This window comes from Roseomonas rosulenta, assembly GCF_016106005.1.
Lineage (GTDB): Bacteria > Pseudomonadota > Alphaproteobacteria > Acetobacterales > Acetobacteraceae > Neoroseomonas > Neoroseomonas rosulenta.
This window is the reverse complement of the sequence record NZ_JACADR010000094.1, coordinates 1-15,335: the sequence shown is the minus strand read 5'-3', so window position 1 is coordinate 15,335 and position 15,335 is coordinate 1. Positions and strand designations below refer to the sequence as shown.

Sequence of the window (15,335 nt, the reverse complement as noted above, 5' to 3'; positions counted from 1 at the left end):
ATCGCCCTCGCGGCGGGCCGCGTGCTCGGGCCGGCCGAGATCGGCCTGGCCGCGGCGCTGGGCCAGGCGCGCCTCGCGGTGCGGCCGCGCCCGCGCATCGGCGTCTTCTCGACCGGCGACGAGCTGGTCGAGCCGGGCGCGCATCTGGGGCCGGCGCAGACGCATGACAGCAACCGATTCACGCTGCTGGCGCTGCTCGCCGGGCTGCCCTGCGAGGCGGTGGACCTCGGCATCATTCCCGACCATGCCGAAAGGACCTCGGCGGCGCTGGCCGAGGCGGCGCGCGACCACGACCTGCTGCTGACCAGCGGCGGTGTCTCGACCGGCGAGGAAGACCATGTCCGCGCCGCGATCGAGGCCGCCGGTTCGCTCGTGTTCTGGCGCCTCGCCGTGAAGCCGGGCCGGCCGGCGGCGATGGGCGTGCTGCCGAAGGCCGGCCGCGATTTCGCCGGCGGCGGCACGCCGGTGGTGGGCCTGCCGGGCAATCCGGTGGCGGCGGTGGTGTGCTTCCTGCACCTGGCACGGCCGCTGCTGCTGCGCCTGGCCGGCGCGGCGGAACGGCCGCTGCCGTGCTATGCCGCCGTGGCGGGGTTCGATTACCGCAAGAAGGCGGGGCGGCGCGAATACGTGCGCGTCACGCTGCGCACCGAGGGCGCGGTGACGCGCGCCGAGAAGTTCCCGCGCGAAGGGGCCGGGCTGCTCTCCTCGCTCACGCAATCCGACGGCTTCGCGGAGCTGCCCGAGGATGTGACGCAGGTCGCGCCCGGCGATCCGATCGCGGTGCTGCCCTTCGCCGGGATGCTGTAGTGGATGCGGCGGCCTCGGGGCTGATCCTGTGCCTGCTGGGCGCGGTGCTGATGCGGCGCGACCTGCGCGGGCTGATCCGGCGCCGCACCTGGCAGCGCGCGGCCGCGACCATCCGCTTCGAGCCCGGCCCGACCTGGCGCATCGACTTCCTGCTGCCTGACGGTCAGCCGGTCAGCGTGGTCACGCGCGATCTGCGCCTGCTGGCGCGGCGCGAGGGCGCGGGGCCGGTGACGATCCTGTATGACCCCCGTGCGCCTGAGCGCGGCGTCGACCTGCCGCGGCGGCCGGGGCTCGGTCTCGCCTGCGGGATGGGGCTGGCGGGGGTCGGCGTCGCGGCGTTCCTGCGGTAGCGGGCGGCGCTACCGCCGCGGGTGCGATGGCCGCGTTGGGTCTGCGCTGCTCACGCCGCGGCCGGGGAAGCGGGCGGCGCGCGCATCGAGCAGCGGGGCGCGGCGCAGCGCCCGGTCTGGCGCTACAGCCGCGCGCCGGAGGTGGTGAAGGCGGTCTCCGCGGTGCGCTGTACCTTGGTGTCGAGCACGACGGCCGCGCCCGCGGCGATGGCGATGGCGATGACGATGCCGGCGAAGATGGCCTTCATGCGGGCGGTTCCCTCAACTCTGCCTTGCCTTGTCTATGGTCATCGCGGCGGGGCTTTGCAACAGCCGCAGCAGGGCCTCGGCGGCGGCCAGGTCGTCGGGCGCATTGGCGTTGAAGAAGGGGTCCACCGGATGCTCGGGCCAGTCGGCATGGGCGCAGCCATGGCGCACGGTCCAGCGGTCGATCTTGCGCTCGCCGGCGAGCAGCGCGGCGCGCAGGTCGTCGCGAAGCGCGACCGGCCAGAGGCCGACCGGCGGATGCGCCTGCCCGCCCGATCGCGCGCAGGCCAGCGGCACGTCCTGCGCGGCGCGTGCGGCATGCAGGCGCGCGACCAGATCCAGCGGGAGGAAGGGCGAATCCCCCGGCACCGAGACGACCCAGGGCAGGTCCGGCCGATGCGCCGCCGCCCAGTCCAGCGCCGCCAGGACGCCGGCGAGCGGCCCGGGATGGTCCGGCAGCCCATCCGCCACGACCGGCAGGCCGAGGCCGGCGAAGCGCGCCGGGTCGCCATTGGCGTTGAGGATCACGGCGGCGACCTGCGGTGCGATGCGCGCCAGCACATGGTCCAGCATCGGCCGACCGCCCAGCAGGCGCAGCGGCTTGTCGCCGCCGCCCATGCGCCGCGCGAGCCCGCCGGCCAGCACCACGCCAAGGGTGTCAGCCCTCATCGGTCGCCGCCAGCGCGGCCCGGGTCCTGCGCCATCGCCTCGGCGCTGTTCTTGCGCCAGTGCTTCGCGGATTCCTCGGGCACATAGGCCGGGTCGGCGTCGAAGACGATGCGCTCCTGCCCCGCGAGTACGACGAAGCGCCTGCCCTTGCAGCGGCCGATCAGCGTCAGGCCGGCCTCGCGCGCGAGCTCCACGCCCCAGGCCGTGAATCCCGATCGCGAGACCAGGATCGGGATGCCCATGCGCACGGTCTTGATGACCATCTCCGAGGTCAGGCGTCCGGTCGTATAGAAGATCTTGTCGTCGGGGCTCTCGCGGTGGCGGAACATCCAGCCCGCGATCTTGTCCACCGCGTTGTGGCGGCCGACATCCTCCATGTAGACGATCGGCTGGTCCCGCACGCACAGCGCGCAGCCATGGATCGCGCCTGCTTCCAGGTACAGCGTCGGCAGCGTGTTGATCCGGTGCAGCAGGCGGTACAGCCAACTCGTGCGCAGTTCCGCGCGCGCCAGCTTCACCTGCGCGAATCCCTCCATCAGGTCGCCGAACGCGGTGCCCTGCGCGCAGCCGGAGGTCAGCGTCTTCTTGCGCAGCTTCTCCTCGAAATCGGTGCGCTCGGGCGTGCGCACGATGACCACGCCGAGGTCGTCGTCGTAGTCGACGCCGGTCACCACCGCGTCGGGCTTCAGCATGCCCTGGTTGAGCAGGTAGCCGAGTGCGAGGTCCTCCGGCCGGTCGAGGATGGTCATCATCGTCACGATCTCCTGCCCGTTCAGGTACAGGGTGAGCGGGCGCTCGACGGTGACGGAGGTCTCGATCGGCTGGCCGGTGTGATCGATGCCGGCGACACGGCGCGTCAGGCGCGGATCGGTCGGGTCGGGCTGGACGCGGAGCGCGGGTTCCATGGCGGCGAAGATGGGCGGCGCGCCAGGCCGCGGCAAGCCGCGTGCTCAGGGGTGGATCAGGATCCCGCGCCCGGCGTGGAAGCGGTCGAATTCATCGGGCGTCATGCGGCCGCCGATCTGCGCGCGCTGCGTATCGCCCGAGGGGTTGTGGAAATGCAGCATCCCCCCCGCGACGTGGAACACCAGCACCAGGTGCCCGCCGCGCGACGGCGGCGTCGTCTCCGGCCGGCGGATCGCGGGATGCACGGACGCGATGTACATGCCCCCGCCCGCGATCATGCCGGGAATGGCGGCGGCGGGCGTGTCGGTGACGACCTCGGCACGGATGCCGTGGGCGTCGTGCAGCCAGGCGACGGCTGGGGCGTAGACCAGGCCGCGGATGCGCCCGTCCGCTTCCTCGACATAGCCACCGCGGCGCGTCAGTTCGCGCGCCAGGTCCATCGCGCGCGGGGTCGGCAGCCGGCGCGCGCCGATCGCCATGCGCAGGCATGCGACGCCGCAGAGGTGTTCGGCCCAGCGCGCGTATTCGGCGCGATCCGTGGCGCCGGAATCGGCCCAGCAGGGATCGTCCTCGGCACGCAGCGCGCCGCCGAGGATGTCGCCGATGCGTTCATGCGCCTCCCACTGGCCGTGGAAGGGAACCCAGGGGCGGCTCACCGTGGCCCTTGCGCCCGCCCGCGCCGCCAGACGTCGTCGGGCGGGGACCAGTTGGCGGTGTCGCGCAGTTCGCGCGCGAGGCCTTCCGCCATCGCCTCGAAGATCGCCTTGCCCTTCTCTGGCGTGGCGGCGCGCGCATCGCCGCGCACGCCTGTGACCGGCGCGCGTTCGCTGAAGGACCAGAAGCGCGAGGAGACCTGCTGACCGGCATCGAAATTTCCCGGCGAGACGGAATTGGCGATCTCCTCCATGCGCACCTGGCCGGGGTCGAGGTGCATCCAGATGCTGGTCTCGCCCTCGCAGGCATGGTGGATCGCCTTCTGCGCCGTCAGCGTCGCGGAGATCGCCGCGGGTGCCACCTTGGTGATGGTGGTGGTCAGCACCGGGATGCCGAATTCATGCGCGAGCTCGCGCGCGCTGACCGCCAGCGGGTCGATGTTTCCGCCATGGGAGTTGAACAGCATGACCTTCGAGAAGCCATCGGCCAGCAGCGAGCGCACGATGCAGCGCAGCACCGCGGCGAAGGTCGCGTAGTCCAGGCTGATCGTGCCGCCGAAGGGGAAGTGGTGCTCCGACAGGCCGAGCCACATCGGCGGCGTGACCACCGCCGGCAGGTCGGCACACAGCTCAGCCGCGCGGACGCTCACCGAATGGCCGATGAAGCTGTCGGTCCAGACCGGCAGGTGCGGGCCGTGCTGCTCGAGGCTCGCGACCGGCACCACCACCACGGCGTTGCGTTCGGCCAGCGCGCGCAGCTCCGGCGCGGTCAGGCGTTCCCAGCGGACTTCGGGCATCAGCCTCTCCCCATGGTGTAGAATTCGTCGTTCGGGCGCAGGCTGGTCACGTTGGCCAGCCGGTTGGACATGCCGAAGAAGGCGGCGATGGCGGCGATGTCCCAGATGGCCTCGTCATCGAAGCCGGCGGCGCGCAGGGCGTCGTGGTCGGCGTCGTTCACCTCGTTCGCGCGGTCGGTCACCTTCATGGCGAAGTCCAGCATGGCGCGCTGCCTGTCGGTGATGTCGGCCTTGCGCCAGTTGGCGGCGACCTGGTCGGCGATCAGCGGGTTCTTGGCGCGGATACGCAGAATGGCCCCGTGCGCCACCACGCAGTACTGGCACTGGTTGCGCGAGGAGACGGCGACCACGATCATCTCGCGCTCCGCCTTGGACAGCCCCTCGGCCTTGTCCATCAGCGTGTCGTGATAGGCCATGAATGCGCGGAATTCCGCCGGGCGATGCGCCAGCATCAGGAAGACGTTCGGGATGAAGCCGGACTTCTCCTGCACCGTCAGGATGCGGGTGCGGATGTCCTCGGGCAGGGTGGCGATGTCGGGGATGGGGGTGCGGGCGATCGGCTTCATGGCCGGGACCTTCCGCCCGCAGCGCGGATCAGTCCAGCCCCAGCAGCCCGCGCGCGAAGTCGCGCGCCTCGAAGGGGCGCAGGTCCTCGGCTTTCTCGCCGACACCCACGACATGCACGGGCAGGGCGAATTCCTGGGCGAGGGCCACCACCACGCCGCCCTTGGCGGAACCGTCCAGCTTGGTCACCGCGAGGCCGGTGACGTCCACCATCTCCTTGAAGACCTTCACCTGCTGCACGGCGTTCTGGCCGGTGGTGGCATCCAGCACCAGCAGCACGGAATGCGGCGCGGTCTCGTCCACGCGGCGGATGATGCGCACGACCTTGCGCAGTTCCTCCATCAGCGCGGACTTGTTGTGCAGGCGCCCGGCGGTGTCGACCAGCAGCACGTCCAGCCCTTCGGCGCGCGCGCTGGCCAGCGCATCGAAGGCGAGCCCCGCGGCATCCGCGCCGGGCCTGGCAGGCGGGAAGAAGCGCGCGCCGGTGCGCTCGGCCCAGACCTGCAGCTGCTCGACCGCGGCGGCGCGGAAGGTGTCGCCGGCCACCATGCCGACGCTGAGCCCCCGGTCGCGATACTGCTTGCCCAGCTTGGCGATGGTGGTGGTCTTGCCGGTGCCGTTCACGCCCACCACCAGCACCACATGCGGCGCGCGCGCCGTGTCGATCGGCAGCGGCTGCGCCACGGGGGCGAGGATGGTGGCGATCTCCTCGGCCAGCGTCGCGCGTACCTCCTCGTCCGTGACTTCCTTGCCGAAGCGCGTGCGGCGGAAGCCCTCGACGATGCGCCGCGATGCCGCGACGCCGAGATCGGCGGCGATCAGCGTCTCCTCGAGCTCCTCGAGCGCCTCCTCGTCCAGCTTGCGCTTGGTGAAGAGCGTCGTGACGCTCTCGGTCAGCTTGGCGGTGGAGCGCGACAGCCCGGCCTTGAGGCGCGCGAACCAGCCGCCCTTGGCCGGCGGGTCGTCGGCCATCGCGGTAGGGGGCGGGATCTCGACCGGGGTGGGGTCCGGCGCCGGCTCCGGGCCTGGCGCCGGGGTCTCGGCCGGGCCGGGCTCGGGCGTCTCCGGGCCGGGGGGAGGGGCCTCGGGCGGGCCGGGGATGGGCAGTTCCGGCGGGCGCGGCTGCTCGTCGGGCTCGGCGCCACGGAAGCGGCTGAGCAGGTTCTTCAGCATCAGGCGGCCTCCGCCAGCAGGGCATCGGGGGTGGCGCCGGTCACGCGCAGGCGGCGGATCTCGCCGGGCGTCGCGCCGCCGCGCGCGAGGCGGAGCGGCGCGAACTGCTCCGTGTGGCCGCGGTCGGCGTGTTCGAACAGGACGGCCTCCTCCTGCCCGATGCGGGCGTCGAACAGCCGCGCGGCGGCGCGCGCGCCGGCCTCGCGCAGCCGCGCGGCGCGTTCCTTCCGCACCGGCACGGGCAGTTGCGGCATGCGCGCCGCGGGCGTGTCGGGACGTTCGGAATAGGGGAAGACGTGCAGGAAGCTGAGGCCGCAGTCTTCGACCAGCGCGAGCGTCTCGGCGAAATGCGCCTCGGTCTCGGTCGGGAAGCCGGCGATCAGGTCGGCGCCGAACACCATGTCGGGCCGCAGGCGGCGGGCGCGGTCGGCCAGCGCGATGGCATCCGCGCGCAGGTGCCGCCGCTTCATCCGCTTCAGGATCAGGTCGGCGCCGTGCTGCAGTGACAGGTGCAGGTGCGGCATCAGCCGCGGTTCCTCGGCGATCAGGCGCCAGAGGTCGTCATCCACCTCCACGGGATCGAGCGAGGAGAGCCGCAGCCGCGGCAGCTCCGGCACCAGCGCGAGCAGCCGGCGCACCATCTGGCCCAGCGTCGGCTGCCCCGGCAGGTCCGGACCGAAGGAGGTGATGTCCACCCCCGTCAGCACCACCTCCCGGTAGCCGGCGGCGACCAGCGCGCGCACCTGCTCGACGATGGCGCCGATCGGCACGCTGCGCGACGGGCCGCGGCCGAAGGGAATGACGCAGAAGGTGCAGCGATGATCGCAGCCCTGCTGCACCTGCACGAAGGCGCGGGCGCGCCCGGCGAACTCGGTCACCAGATGCGCCGCCGTCTCGGTCGCCGCCATGATGTCGGTGACCGGGGCAGGGGGGCTGTCGAGCGCGGCCCAGGTCTCGGGCTTCAGCTTGTCGGCATTGCCGATCACGCGTTCCACGCCCGGCAGCCCGGCCCAGCGATCGGGGGCGATCTGCGCTGCGCAGCCGGTGACGATGATGCGCGCGCCGGGATTGTCGCGATGCGCGCGGCGGATCGCCTGGCGGGCCTGGCGCTCGGCCTCGGCGGTGACGGCGCAGGTGTTGACCACTATGGCGCCCGCATGCCCGGCCCTTGAAGCCAGGTCGCGCATCGCCTCGGATTCATAGGTGTTCAGCCGGCAGCCGAAGGTCAGCACCTCGACCGTCATGGCGCATAGGCCTCGAGGTCGATCGTGCCGGTGAAGGCGGTCGCGACCGGGCCGGTCATCAGCACATGCCCGTCGGACTCACGCCATTCGAGCACCAGGTCGCCGCCGGGCATGGAGATTGTGGCGCGGCGCGCGGTCAGGCCGCGGCGCACCGCGTTCACGATGGTGGCGCAGGCGCCCGACCCGCAGGCCAGGGTCATGCCGGCGCCGCGTTCCCATAGGACTAGGCGGATATGGTCCGGCGTCAGCACCTGCGCGAAGCCGATATTCGCGCGGTCGGGGAAGATCGGGTCGCGTTCCAGCGCCGGGCCGAGCGTCGCGACGTCGATCGCCTCGAGATCCGGCACGAAGAAGGTCGCGTGCGGATTGCCCATGGAGCAGGCGGCGGGGTCCGAGACCGGGCCGAGTGCTAGCGGCAGATGCAGCGTGTCGGCCTTGTGCGCCAGCGGCACGTCGTCCCAGCGCAGCCGTGCGGGGCCCATGTCGGCGCGCCACAGCCCACCCGGCAGGCGCTCCACCGGCAGCTCGCCGGCGATCGTGCGCACAACCACGCGGTCGGCGTTGCGTTCATCCGCCACCAGCGCGGCGATGCAGCGGGTGGCATTGCCGCAGGCGGCGGCCTCCGAGCCATCCGGGTTGCGGATGCGCATGAAGACATCGGCGCCCGGGGGCGGGGGTTCGAGCAGGATGAGTTGGTCGCAGCCGATGCCGAAATGCCGGTCGGCGATGGCGGCGGCGCGGGCAGGGGTGATGGGCAGCGGGCGTGCGCGCGCATCCAGCACGACGAAGTCGTTGCCCAGGCCGTGCATCTTGCGGAAGGGGACCATGCCGCCTGCGCATATAGAGCGGCCGGGGCACCACCGGAACCCGTGGTGCGCGCGGGGCTGCCCGGCACGAAGGCCACCGTCGCGCGGCGGCTCACCCCAGCGGGCGCCGGGGTCAGCCGTTCAGCAGGCGGTCGATCTCGGCCTGTGCCAGGTCCGGCCCGGCCAGGGCGGGGGCCGCGACGGTGGGCGCGTGGCCGACCACCTCGAGCTTCGGGGCCTCGGGCACGGTGCCGCCGGGCATCAGGCCTTCCAGCATGGTCTCCACCTGCTGCAGCTGCTTGATGGCGCGGCGGATGCGCTGGCCCGTCAGGTCCTGGAAGGAGCAGGCCTGGAAGATGGCGGCGACCCGGTCGTTCAGGGCGGCAATGGACTCCGCGTCGCGGCCGCCGCCATCGAGCCAGGCCTGGATGGCCTCGGCGGCCTCCATGATGGTGTGGGCGGCGGCCTCGGTGGCCTGCACCACGGCTTCGAGCTCGAGCCCGGAGTTGCGGGCGCCGGAGGCCGGTATGGCAATGAGGCGGGCGATCTGGGCGTGGACCTCGGCTATGCGGGAGGTGATGGCGTCCTCGCTCATGCCCATGAGTTGGACCGAGGCGGCGACCTCGGCGCTCAGTTCGGCGATGCGGCGGTCCATGAAGGCGCGCAGCGCGGCGAAATGGGGCGCGAGGGCCAGGTCGAGGGCCTGGTCGGGCCGGTCGGTCACGGTCTGCACGGGCGGGCGGCCTTCTGTCCGGGCGGCGATCGGGGCAGGAAACACCGGACAGGGTGAAGGCTCCGTTGCGATGCGCCCACTTGCCCCGGGGTGCGCCCGCCGCTATACGCCCGCCTCCCGCGTCGTGGCCCCATGGACATGCCCGGCCGGGAACACGCGTCCCCGTCGCATGGTGCGATGGCCCGGGACGCCCCGACCCCACAGGAGGGCCAAATGTCCAAGATGAAGACGAAGTCGAGCGTGAAGAAGCGCTTCCGACTGACCGCGACCGGCAAGGTCAAGGCGGGCGCTGGCAACAAGCGCCACATGCTGACCGCCAAGACCACCAAGATGAAGCGCCAGAACCGCGGCATGTACGTCCTGGACAAGCAGGACGGCGATACCGTGAAGCAGTGGCTGCCCTATGGGCTGGACCGGTAAGGGAGGGGACGCACCATGGCTCGTGTCAAGCGCGGCGTCACCAAGCACGCCCGTCACAAGAAGGTCCTGAAGCTCGCCGAGGGCTATGTCGGCCGGTCTTCCACCGCCTATCGCCCCGCGCTCGAGCGAGTCGAGAAGGCGCTGCAGTACGCCTATCGCGACCGCCGCAACAAGAAGCGCGAGTTCCGCGGCCTGTGGATCCAGCGCATCAACGCCGCGGTGCGCGAGCACGGCCTGACCTATTCCCGCTTCATCGCCGGCATCAAGGCGGCGGGGATCGAGATGGACCGCAAGGTGATGGCGGCCCTGGCCTTCGACGAACCGGCGGCCTTCGCGGCGCTGGTCGAGCAGGCCAAGGCCAAGCTGGCTTGATGGCGCGCGCGCCCTTCGGGCGCGCCCCTCAGACGCCGGGCGCCGCGCATCCGCGCGGCTTGGCTTCGCCGGACTGCCGGCGGGCCGCGTTCGCGGCCTCGGCGCGCCTGGGGCGCGCCCCAGGGTCCGAGACGCCGGCAAGGCTTTTCCTTCGCCGCCACAGCGTTTAGCAGAGGGCCGCATCCCGGGTGACCGGGGCGCGGCCCTTCGTATGTTCCGGACATGGTGCCCATGAACGACGACCTCGCTTCCCTGCAGGCCGAGACCGAGGCCGCCCTCGCCGCCGCTGCCGACCTGCGCGCGCTCGATGCCGTGCGCGTCGGCGTCCTCGGCAAGTCCGGCAGCCTGACCGCGCTGCTCAAGGGGCTGGGTGCGGTGCCCGCCGAGGAGCGCAAGGACCGCGGCGCCGCGCTGAACCGCCTGAAGGGCAGCATCGAGGCCGCCATCGAAGCGCGCCGCGTGGTGCTCGATGCCGCGGCCCTCGATGCCCGCCTGGCGGCCGAGCGCATCGACATCACCCTGCCGCCGCGCCCCTTCGCCGCCGGCACCGCCGCCGAGGGCGGCATCCACCCCATCGCGCGCACCATGGAGGAGCTCACCGCCCTGTTCGGCGCCATGGGCTTCAAGGTCGCGGAAGGCCCGGACATCGAGGGCGACTGGTTCAACTTCGGCGCGCTCAACATCCCCGACCACCACCCGGCGCGGCAGGACCACGACACCTTCTACCTGCCGGAAGTGGACGGGCGCCGGCCGGTGCTGCGCACGCACACCTCCCCGGTGCAGATCCGCACCATGATCGGCCAGGAGCCTCCGATCCGCGTCATCGTGCCCGGCCGCACCTATCGCGCCGACCACGACGCGACGCATTCGCCGATGTTCCACCAGGTCGAGGGCCTGGTGATCGACCGCGGCATCACGCTCGGCCACCTCAAGGGCTGCCTGATCGATTTCCTGCGCGCCTTCTTCGGCATCGCCGACCTGCCGGTGCGCTTCCGCTCCTCTTACTTCCCCTTCACCGAGCCTTCGATGGAGGTGGATATCGGCTGGTCGCGCAAGACCGGCGAACTCGGCAAGGGCGGCGACTGGCTGGAGATCCTGGGCTCGGGGATGGTGCATCCGAAGGTGCTGGCCAATTGCGGCATCGACCCGCGCGAATGGCAGGGCTTCGCCTTCGGCATGGGGATCGAGCGCATCACCATGCTGAAGCACGGCATCCCCGACCTGCGCCCCTTCTACGAGGCCGATATCCGCTGGCTGCGCCACTACGCGGCCGACCCGCTGGCGCCCGCCACGCTGCACGAGGGGGTGTGAGATGGGTTTTCTTGCGCCCTCAAACGCCGGGCGCCGCCTCCGGCGGCTTGGCTGCGCCGCGGTGCTGGTGCGCCTGGCAGTGAAGGCGAGTGGACGGCGGCGGCCGCTGTGCGGCCGCATTCTCGTGGCGTGGAGCTGATCCTGTGAAGTTCACCTTATCGTGGCTGAAGGACCACCTCGACACCGAGGCCGGCGTCGATGAGATCGCGCGCACGCTGAACGCGATCGGGCTCGAAGTCGAAGGCATCGAGGACCGCGGCGCGGCGCTGGCGTCCTTCCGCATCGCCCGCGTGATCGAGGCGGTGCAGCACCCCAACGCCGACCGGCTGCGCGCGCTGCGCGTCGATGTGGGCGACGGGCGCGAATTGTCTGTCGTCTGCGGCGCGCCGAACGCGCGCACGGGCATGATGGGCGTGGCCGCGCTGCCCGGAGCCTTCATCCCCGGCACCGGCATCACGCTGAAGGCGGGTGAGATCCGCGGCGTGAAGTCGGAGGCGATGATGCTCTCGGCGCGCGAGATGGGCCTCGGCGACGACCACAGCGGCATCGTGGACCTGCCGGCGGATGCGCCTCTGGGCGAACCCTACGTGAAGTGGGCGGGCATGGACGACCCGCTCATCGAGATCAGCGTGACGCCCAACCGCGGCGATGCGCTGTCGGTGCGCGGCATCGCGCGGGACCTCGCGGCGGCGGGGCTCGGCACGCTGAAGCCGTGGTCGGCGCCGATGGTCGCCCCCGCCTACAAGGCGCCGCTGAACTGGAAGATCGAGGATCCGCGCGCCTGCCTGTACGTGCTGGGTCGTGCGGTGCGCGGCGTGAAGAACGGGCCCTCGCCGAAGTGGCTGCAGGATCGCCTGGTGGCGATCGGGCTGCGGCCGATCAGCGCGCTGGTGGACATCACCAACTACTTCACCTTCGACCTCGGCCGACCGCTGCATGTCTTCGACTTGGCGAAGGTGAAGGGCACGGACCTGGTCATGCGCATGGCGCGGGACGGCGAGACGCTCGCCGCGCTGAACGGCAAGACCTACACGCTGACGCCCGAGGATGGCGTGATCGCCGATGCGGCCGGGCCCGAGGCGCTGGGCGGCGTGATCGGCGGCGAGCCCTCGGGCTGCGACGAGACGACGACCGAATGCTTCATCGAATGCGCGCTGTTCGACCCCGTGCGCATCGCGCTGTCGGGTCGTCGCCACGATGTCCGCACCGATGCGCGGGCGCGCTTCGAACGCGGCCTCGACCCGGCCTTCCTGCCCGATGCGCTGGAGGCGGCGACGCGCATGATCATCGAGCTCTGCGGCGGCGAGGCGAGCGAGATCAGCACCGCGGGCGCTGAACCCGCCTGGAGGCGCTCCGCCACGCTGCGCTTCGATCGCGTGCGCGACTATGGCGGGCTCGACCTGCCGGCGGATGACTCCGTCGCGCGGCTCGAGCGGCTCGGCTTCGCGGTGCAGGCGCGCGATGCGGCGTCTGTCACCGTGGCGGTGCCGTCCTGGCGCAACGACGTGGCGGGCGACCTCTCGGCCTATCGTGCCGGCGGCGGGGTGCTGACGCAGTTCGACGGGCTCGACCCCGCGCGCGCCGCCAAGGCGGCCGAGGGCCAGGCCGCGATCGAGCCCGAATGCGACCTGGTGGAGGAAGTGCTGCGGCTCGGCGGGCTCGATGCCGTGCCGGCGGTCTCGCTGCCGCCGCTGGCCGTCATCCCGCCGCCGGCCTTCACCGCGAAGCAGGCGCGCGCGGCGCTGGCGCGGCGCGTGCTGGCCGCGCGCGGGATGCAGGAGAGCGTGACCTTCGCCTTCATCGAGGCGAAGACCGCCGCGCTGTTCGGCGATACCCCCGAGGCGCTGCGCCTGGTCAACCCGATCGCGGCGGATCTCGACCAGATGCGCCCGACGCCGGTCGCCTCGCTGCTGCTGGCGGCGCAACGCAACGCCGCGCGTGGCTTCGGCGATGTCGCGCTGGCCGAACTCGGCGCGGCCTATCGGGATGTCACGCCCGAGGGCCAGGCCGCGGTTGCCGCGGGCGTGCGGCATGGATCGACCCCGCGCCATTGGGCGGAGGCGCCGCGCGGCGTCGACGCCGTGGACGCGAAGGGCGATGCGCTGGCCGTGCTCTCGGCGCTCGGCGTGCCAATGGCCGCCCTGCAGGTCAGCGCAGATGCGCCGGGCTTCTACCACCCGGGCCGATCGGGCGTGGTGCGGCAGGGGCCGAAGCTGGTGCTCGCGACCTTCGGGGAGATCCATCCGAAGCTGCTGGCCGAACTCGACCTGCCGGGGCCGGCGGTGGCCTTCGAGGTCTTCCTCGATGCCGTGCCCGAACCCAAGCGCCGCAAGAAGGGTGCGCCCGACCTGCCGGCCTTCCAGCCGCTGCGGCGCGACTTCGCCTTCATCGTTCCGGAGGGCGTCGCGGCCGATGCGCTGCTGCGCGCCGCGCGTGGCGCCGACAAGGCGCTCGTGGCCGATGTCGCGCTGTTCGATGTCTATCGTGGCAGGGGCGTGCCAGAGGGGTCGAAGTCGCTCGCGATCCAGGTGACCATCCAGCCGCGCGAGGCGACGCTCACCGACGTGCAGATCGAGGCCGTGGCCGACCGCATCGTCGCCGCCGTGGCGAAGGCGACAGGGGCGACGCTGCGGGCATGACCGCCGCCGCGGGCAAGCGCCGGAACATGGCGCTGCTCGCCGCGGCGATCGTGCTGGTGCTCTCGGTCTGGTTCGCCGGCACGGTGGCGGTGCCCTCGCTGATCGCGCAAGGGCTGGTGACGCCGGGGCGGGCGGCCTGGCTCACGGCCTGCGTGCAGCTCGGCTTCGTGGCGGGCACGCTGGTCAGCGCCGCGTTGTCGCTGGCGGACCGGCTGGATGCGCGGCGGCTGTTCCTCGGCTGCGCGGTGTTCGCCGCCGCGGCGACGCTCGGGCAAACCCTGGTCGAACCGGCGGGTGGGGCGGCGCTCGCGCTGCGCTTCGTGGCTGGCGCGGCGATGGCGGGCGTCTATCCGGTCGGGATGAAGCTCGCGGCGTCCTGGGCGAAGGGCGATCTCGGGCTGCTGATCGGAATCGTGGTGGGGGCGGTGACTTTGGGCTCGGCGCTGCCGCATCTGTTGCCCGGCCTGGTGGGGTCGCCCGATTGGCGCGCGGCCTATGCGGGGGCGGGGGCGCTGGCGCTGCTTGGCGGGCTGCTGGTGCTGCCCTTCCGCCCCGGGCCGCTGCTGGGCGCGCGGCCGCCCTTCCGCCCGGCGCAGATGCTGGAAGCCTGGCGCAACCGGGGGCTGCGGCTGGCCAATCTCGGCTACCTCGGTCACATGTGGGAGCTCTATGCCATGTGGGCCTGGATCGGGGTGTTCCTGGCTGCGGTGCTGGGGCGGCCGGATGTGGGCGGCTGGGTGTTCGGCGTCGTGGCGGCGGGGGCAGCCGGCTGCGTCCTCGCGGGGCTGCTTGCGGACCGGTGGAACCGCGCGCGCGTGGCCGCGCTTTGCATGGTGGTGTCGGGCGGCTGCGCGCTGCTGATCGGGCCGGCGAGCGCCTGGCCGGCGCTGGCGCTGGGCGTGGCCTTCGTCTGGGGCTTCGCGGTGGTGGCGGACAGCGCGCAGTTCTCGGCCTGCGTGGTCAGCCTGTCGCCGCCCGACTACGTGGGCACCATGCTGACGGTGCAGACCTCGATGGGCTTCCTGCTGACGGCGGTGATGATCGGCGTGCTGCCTTGGGTGATGGGCTTGCTCGGTGTGGCGGCGGCCTTCGCGCTGCTCGCCATTGGGCCGCTGGTGGGGGCGGTGGCGATGTGGCGGCTGGCGCCGATGCTGCCGGGTCAACCCGCGCCGAAGTAGGTTGGACACCTCCGAGAGCCCGAGGTTTCGCCAAGGCGCAGCGGCGCGCCGCATGATCGCCAGCCGGGCGACCCGATGGCACGGCGGCCGCGCGACGCGTGTGCGCGCCCGCCTGGATCGTGCGAACCGCGGGGCATGCCGCCCAGCGTGATAGACGGGCCGGGAAAGGATGGGTATCGACACTTCTTGCCGCGGAGTGTCCTCAAGGAATCCAGATGCCGGCCCTGTCCGAACCTGTCCGCGACGACAGCGCACCCGGTTCGGCTGGCGGCCTCCGAGGCGTCGTTGGATGCCGTCGGCCGGGTCCGCTCCGCTGCATCGGCATGCTCGTGGGCGTCGGGCTCGTGCCATGGCTGCTCCCGGCCCTTGTCCGCCCGGCCGGCGCTCAGGCCGTCGCGCCGGCCGCCGGCGTGGCGGTCCGCGATGCCGGCGCGGACCGGCTGGCGCAGCTGCGCGCGACGCTCGAG

The 15,335-nt window shown here is 72.4% G+C and carries 18 protein-coding genes; 8 read left to right on the top strand and 10 right to left on the bottom strand.

Features of this window, described 5'->3' with window-relative positions; genetic code table 11:
- Positions 1-807: molybdopterin molybdotransferase MoeA (locus HW578_RS13135; protein WP_198371000.1), on the top strand; the 807-nt coding region annotated here is incomplete at its 5' end.
- A complete protein-coding gene (locus tag HW578_RS13130) occupies positions 807-1,157 on the top strand; it encodes a DUF3592 domain-containing protein (protein ID WP_198370999.1) in 351 nt (116 codons plus the stop codon). The genes HW578_RS13135 and HW578_RS13130, both read left to right, overlap by 1 nt.
- Positions 1,158-1,279: 122 nt before the next feature.
- Here HW578_RS13130 and HW578_RS28225 read toward each other — a convergent pair whose 3' ends face one another.
- The 10 genes from HW578_RS28225 to HW578_RS13085 all read right to left on the bottom strand — a co-directional run bounded on the left by HW578_RS28225 (position 1,280) and on the right by HW578_RS13085 (position 8,948).
- Entirely contained in the window at positions 1,280-1,405 is a 126-nt protein-coding gene (locus HW578_RS28225) for a hypothetical protein (RefSeq protein ID WP_255529061.1), read from the bottom strand.
- A 13-nt stretch (positions 1,406-1,418) separates the two neighbouring features.
- A complete protein-coding gene (gene mobA, locus HW578_RS13125; protein WP_198370998.1) occupies positions 1,419-2,072 on the bottom strand; it encodes a molybdenum cofactor guanylyltransferase MobA in 654 nt (217 codons plus the stop codon).
- Positions 2,069-2,977 carry a formate dehydrogenase accessory sulfurtransferase FdhD gene (gene fdhD / locus HW578_RS13120; protein WP_198370997.1) on the bottom strand — a complete coding sequence of 303 codons (909 nt, stop codon included), beginning with the start codon at positions 2,975-2,977 and terminating at the stop codon, positions 2,069-2,071. Before fdhD ends, mobA begins: the two co-directional genes overlap by 4 nt.
- 45 nt (positions 2,978-3,022) lie before the next feature.
- Positions 3,023-3,634, bottom strand: coding sequence for a hypothetical protein (locus HW578_RS13115; RefSeq protein ID WP_198370996.1), 612 nt, complete (start codon positions 3,632-3,634; stop codon positions 3,023-3,025).
- Entirely contained in the window at positions 3,631-4,428 is a 798-nt protein-coding gene (locus HW578_RS13110) for a creatininase family protein (RefSeq protein ID WP_198370995.1), read from the bottom strand. The genes HW578_RS13115 and HW578_RS13110 overlap by 4 nt, the downstream gene beginning before the upstream one ends.
- A complete protein-coding gene (locus HW578_RS13105) occupies positions 4,428-4,994 on the bottom strand; it encodes a peroxidase-related enzyme (protein WP_198370994.1) in 567 nt (188 codons plus the stop codon). Before HW578_RS13105 ends, HW578_RS13110 begins: the two co-directional genes overlap by 1 nt.
- Positions 4,995-5,022: 28 nt before the next feature.
- Positions 5,023-5,964 carry a signal recognition particle-docking protein FtsY gene (ftsY, locus tag HW578_RS13100; protein WP_232478932.1) on the bottom strand — a complete coding sequence of 314 codons (942 nt, stop codon included), beginning with the start codon at positions 5,962-5,964 and terminating at the stop codon, positions 5,023-5,025.
- Between the two features lie 200 nt (positions 5,965-6,164).
- Positions 6,165-7,409: a tRNA (N(6)-L-threonylcarbamoyladenosine(37)-C(2))-methylthiotransferase MtaB gene (gene mtaB, locus HW578_RS13095; RefSeq protein WP_198370992.1), complete on the bottom strand. Its 1,245-nt coding sequence runs from the start codon at positions 7,407-7,409 to the stop codon at positions 6,165-6,167.
- A complete protein-coding gene (dapF, locus tag HW578_RS13090) occupies positions 7,406-8,236 on the bottom strand; it encodes a diaminopimelate epimerase (RefSeq protein ID WP_198370991.1) in 831 nt (276 codons plus the stop codon). The genes mtaB and dapF overlap by 4 nt, the downstream gene beginning before the upstream one ends.
- Before the next feature lie 112 nt (positions 8,237-8,348).
- Positions 8,349-8,948 carry a hypothetical protein gene (locus tag HW578_RS13085; RefSeq protein ID WP_198370990.1) on the bottom strand — a complete coding sequence of 200 codons (600 nt, stop codon included), beginning with the start codon at positions 8,946-8,948 and terminating at the stop codon, positions 8,349-8,351.
- 213 nt (positions 8,949-9,161) lie between these two features.
- Between HW578_RS13085 and rpmI the strand changes: the two genes are divergently transcribed.
- From rpmI to HW578_RS27840, 6 genes are all read left to right on the top strand, one after another.
- The gene (gene rpmI / locus HW578_RS13080) at positions 9,162-9,368 is read left to right on the top strand and encodes a 50S ribosomal protein L35 (protein WP_198370989.1); all 207 of its coding nucleotides are present in this window, start codon (positions 9,162-9,164) and stop codon (positions 9,366-9,368) included.
- Between the two features lie 15 nt (positions 9,369-9,383).
- Positions 9,384-9,740 carry a 50S ribosomal protein L20 gene (rplT, locus tag HW578_RS13075; RefSeq protein WP_168040551.1) on the top strand — a complete coding sequence of 119 codons (357 nt, stop codon included), beginning with the start codon at positions 9,384-9,386 and terminating at the stop codon, positions 9,738-9,740.
- Positions 9,741-9,971: 231 nt separating this feature from the next.
- Positions 9,972-11,051 carry a phenylalanine--tRNA ligase subunit alpha gene (gene pheS, locus HW578_RS13070; protein ID WP_198370988.1) on the top strand — a complete coding sequence of 360 codons (1,080 nt, stop codon included), beginning with the start codon at positions 9,972-9,974 and terminating at the stop codon, positions 11,049-11,051.
- A gap of 143 nt (positions 11,052-11,194) precedes the next feature.
- Positions 11,195-13,690 (top strand): phenylalanine--tRNA ligase subunit beta, encoded by a 2,496-nt coding sequence (gene pheT / locus HW578_RS13065; RefSeq protein WP_198370987.1) that lies wholly within the window; start codon positions 11,195-11,197, stop codon positions 13,688-13,690.
- Positions 13,687-14,868, top strand: a complete 1,182-nt coding sequence (locus HW578_RS13060) for an MFS transporter (protein ID WP_198370986.1) — start codon at positions 13,687-13,689, stop codon at positions 14,866-14,868. The genes pheT and HW578_RS13060 overlap by 4 nt, the downstream gene beginning before the upstream one ends.
- 215 nt (positions 14,869-15,083) lie before the next feature.
- Positions 15,084-15,335 (top strand): hypothetical protein (locus tag HW578_RS27840; protein ID WP_232478929.1); only part of this gene is annotated, 252 nt, incomplete at its 3' end.

Coding starts and splice junctions, on each gene's coding strand:
- HW578_RS28225 (WP_255529061.1), bottom strand. CDS start 1,405: ATGAAGGCCATCTTCGCCGGCATCGTCATCGCCATCGCCATCGCCGCG.
- mobA (WP_198370998.1), bottom strand. CDS start 2,072: ATGAGGGCTGACACCCTTGGCGTGGTGCTGGCCGGCGGGCTCGCGCGG.
- fdhD (WP_198370997.1), bottom strand. CDS start 2,977: ATGGAACCCGCGCTCCGCGTCCAGCCCGACCCGACCGATCCGCGCCTG.
- HW578_RS13110 (WP_198370995.1), bottom strand. CDS start 4,428: ATGCCCGAAGTCCGCTGGGAACGCCTGACCGCGCCGGAGCTGCGCGCG.
- HW578_RS13105 (WP_198370994.1), bottom strand. CDS start 4,994: ATGAAGCCGATCGCCCGCACCCCCATCCCCGACATCGCCACCCTGCCC.
- ftsY (WP_232478932.1), bottom strand. CDS start 5,964: ATGGCCGACGACCCGCCGGCCAAGGGCGGCTGGTTCGCGCGCCTCAAG.
- mtaB (WP_198370992.1), bottom strand. CDS start 7,409: ATGACGGTCGAGGTGCTGACCTTCGGCTGCCGGCTGAACACCTATGAA.
- dapF (WP_198370991.1), bottom strand. CDS start 8,236: ATGGTCCCCTTCCGCAAGATGCACGGCCTGGGCAACGACTTCGTCGTG.
- rpmI (WP_198370989.1), top strand. CDS start 9,162: ATGTCCAAGATGAAGACGAAGTCGAGCGTGAAGAAGCGCTTCCGACTG.
- rplT (WP_168040551.1), top strand. CDS start 9,384: ATGGCTCGTGTCAAGCGCGGCGTCACCAAGCACGCCCGTCACAAGAAG.
- pheS (WP_198370988.1), top strand. CDS start 9,972: ATGAACGACGACCTCGCTTCCCTGCAGGCCGAGACCGAGGCCGCCCTC.
- HW578_RS13060 (WP_198370986.1), top strand. CDS start 13,687: ATGACCGCCGCCGCGGGCAAGCGCCGGAACATGGCGCTGCTCGCCGCG.